This is a genomic window from Pseudomonas sp. 313 (assembly GCF_000316965.1).
Lineage (GTDB): Bacteria > Pseudomonadota > Gammaproteobacteria > Pseudomonadales > Pseudomonadaceae > Chryseomonas > Chryseomonas benzopyrenica.
Genome location: NZ_ANBZ01000069.1, coordinates 1 through 2786, shown reverse-complemented (window position 1 = coordinate 2786; position 2786 = coordinate 1). Strand labels below are relative to the sequence as shown.

The window sequence follows — 2786 nt, the reverse complement described above, 5'->3', positions numbered from 1 at the left end:
TCGACGCCCTCGTCCGTCACCTTCAGCCAGCGATCGGCGGTTTCTTCCTCTTCTTCCTCGCTCCAGCCACTCGGGGCGCAGCGTACCTGCACCTGCAGGGCCGCCTGGGCGTCGCGGGCACAGGCCAGGTCGTCCACCCAGGGCGAGACATCGCTTTCCAGCAGCAGGCTGTGCCACTTGCCCACCGCCTTCGGCAGCCAGGTGACTGGAATGGGCTCGCCACCATAGCGCAGGGTGCACTTGAAGGTCTGCCCACGCGCCTGCCAGGCGCAAGGCATGGCGAACACCTGTTCGAGCCAGGCCGAGACGGCGTCCTGGTCGACGTCCTTTAGGTAGATTTCGATATCGGGCTGGCGCATGGGGCTTAGGCTCCGGATTTGACGATCCAATCGTAACGTACTGCCACCCGCACCTCGAAGGGCTCGGCGAGAACCCGCTCGCGTCGCTCGGCGTTGACCCGCCAACCGTGGGGCGTCATGGCCAGCAGGTCTTCGCGGGTCTGGCGCTCGGTCAGCGGCAGCACGAATTCGAGCCCTTCGCTGTGGGCCAGTTCCAGACCTGGCGGCAGATCCTGCAAGTGCTTGTCTTCGGCATAGTCGCGCACCTCGTCATAGAGCCGCTGGCGCAACTCCAGCAGGTGGGCGCTGGCCGGACCCAGGCGCAGGATTCCGCCGCCCGGTGCCAGCACGCGCAGGGCTTCGGCCCAGTCGATGGGGCTGAAGACACTGGCCAGCAGCTGGCAACTGGCGTCCGGCAGCGGCAGACGCGCCATGCTCGCCACCAGCCAGGTCAGCGCCGGGGTACGTCGGCAGGCGCGGCGCACCGCCTCACGGGAGATGTCCAGCGCATAGCCGTCGGCTGCGGGCAGGGCCTGGGCCAGACGCGCGGTATAGAAGCCTTCGCCACAGCCCACGTCGATCCAGCGCTGAGGTGCGCGTTCGGCGGCCAGCTGCGCCAGGCGCTCGGCCAGGGGCGCATAGTGACCGGCATCGAGAAAGCGCCGGCGCGCCTCGACCATCGCGGCGTTGTCACCCGGATCCAGGCTCTTCTTGTGCTGCACCGGCAGGAGGTTCAGGTAGCCCTGGCGGGCGCGGTCGAAACGATGGCCGACGGCGCAACCGACGCCACCCTCGAGTTCGGCCAGCGGGGCCTGGCAGAGCGGACAGATCAGCTTCATGCCAGCAACCGCACCAGGGTGCCGTAGTAGACCTCGGTCAGCAGATCCAGGTCGCTGGCCAGGACGTGCTCGTCCACCTGGTGGATGGTGGCGTTGACCGGACCCAGTTCCACCACCTGGGCGCCCAGGGTGGCGATGAAGCGGCCGTCCGAGGTGCCGCCGCTGGTGGAGGCCTCGGGGCGATAGCCGGTGACCGCCTCCACGCTGGCCGCGACGGCGTCGAGCAGGTCGCCCGGCTCAGTGAGGAAGGGTAGGCCGGACAGCGACCAGTCGATGTGCCAGTCTAGGCCGTGGCGATCGAGGATGGCCTCGACCCGGGCCTGCAGGCCTTCCACGGTGGATTCGGTGGAGAAGCGGAAGTTGAACAGTGCCTGCAGCTCGCCCGGCACCACGTTGCCGGCACCGGTGCCGGAATTGAGGTTGGAAATCTGGAAGCTGGTGGGCGGGAAGAAGGCGTTGCCGTCGTCCCATTGCTCGGCGGCGAGATCCGCCAGGGCCTGGGCCGCCAGGTGGATGGGATTGCGCGCCAGGTGCGGATAGGCCACGTGGCCCTGCTTGCCGCGCACGGTCAGGCGGCCATTGAGCGAGCCGCGGCGACCGTTCTTGACCACATCGCCCAACAGCCGGGTGCTGGAGGGTTCACCGACGATGCACCAGTCCAGCCGCTCGCCGCGCTCGCGCAGGCGCTCGACCACGGCACGAGTGCCGTGCAGGGCGGGGCCTTCCTCGTCGCTGGTGATGAGGAAGGCGATGGCGCCGCGATGGTCCGGGTGGTCGGCGACGAAGCGCTCCACGGCGATGATCATGCTCGCCAGACTGCCCTTCATGTCGGCGGCGCCGCGGCCACGCAGCATGCCATCGGCATCCACGTGGGCATTGAAGGGCGCCTGCTGCCAGGCCTCCAGCGGGCCGGTGGGCACCACGTCGGTGTGGCCGGCGAAGCACAGCACCGGACCCTCGCCGCCACGGCGGGCCCAGAAGTTGTCCACCTCCTCGAAGCGCAGCGGTTCCAGGGCGAAGCCCAGGCGCTCCAGGCGCTGCATCATCAGCGCCTGGCAGCCTTCGTCCAGCGGCGTGACCGAGGCCCGGCCGATGAGGTCGCAGGCGAGTTCCAGAGTGGGGGTGAGAGCGGTGGTCATGGCGGGTCCCGGGAGGCGGCTAGGGTTCAGGGGGAGCGGTATGGTAAAGGAAAACCTATACTGTGGCTTTTGGTGCGACACGAATGCTCGTGTTGTGCTTGGTTGGCAGCTTGCCTTGGCACCTAAACTCTTGTTTTACAAGGGTTTAAAGCCTAAAGAAGCACGAGAACCGGTCCTGCCGCGTCTGCTTTGACCCACCTGTGGGGACGACACAATCCCTGCTCGTTAGGGTTGGTACGTCTTAATTTTGGCCGTTTCTGGCTACAAATTGATCAATCAGACGTAACTGAGCGCAATTTCCGATAGGGGAATTGTATCTAAATGTAACAAGACTCCTTGTGGGCGATCTGATCCCGCAAGGGGTCAATCTATCCCTAGGATGCCTTGATCTCATTTGGCCCATGCCAACGTCGTGAGACGCTAGGGTATCTCGTCCAAGCACGGAGCAACCGCTCCGCTGTGCATTGCTC

The 2786-nt window shown here is 66.3% G+C and carries 3 protein-coding genes; all 3 read right to left on the bottom strand.

Features of this window, described 5'->3' with window-relative positions; translation table 11 throughout:
- On the bottom strand, positions 1 to 359 hold a 359-nt coding region (locus C722_RS0114295), incomplete at its 3' end, for a hypothetical protein (protein WP_017641150.1).
- Between the two features lie 5 nt (positions 360 to 364).
- The gene (locus tag C722_RS0114290; RefSeq protein ID WP_017641149.1) at positions 365 to 1177 is read right to left on the bottom strand and encodes a putative RNA methyltransferase; all 813 of its coding nucleotides are present in this window, start codon (positions 1175 to 1177) and stop codon (positions 365 to 367) included.
- A complete protein-coding gene (gene dapE / locus C722_RS0114285; RefSeq protein ID WP_017641148.1) occupies positions 1174 to 2316 on the bottom strand; it encodes a succinyl-diaminopimelate desuccinylase in 1143 nt (380 codons plus the stop codon). The genes C722_RS0114290 and dapE overlap by 4 nt, the downstream gene beginning before the upstream one ends.
- Between the last annotated feature and the right edge of the window lie 470 nt (positions 2317 to 2786).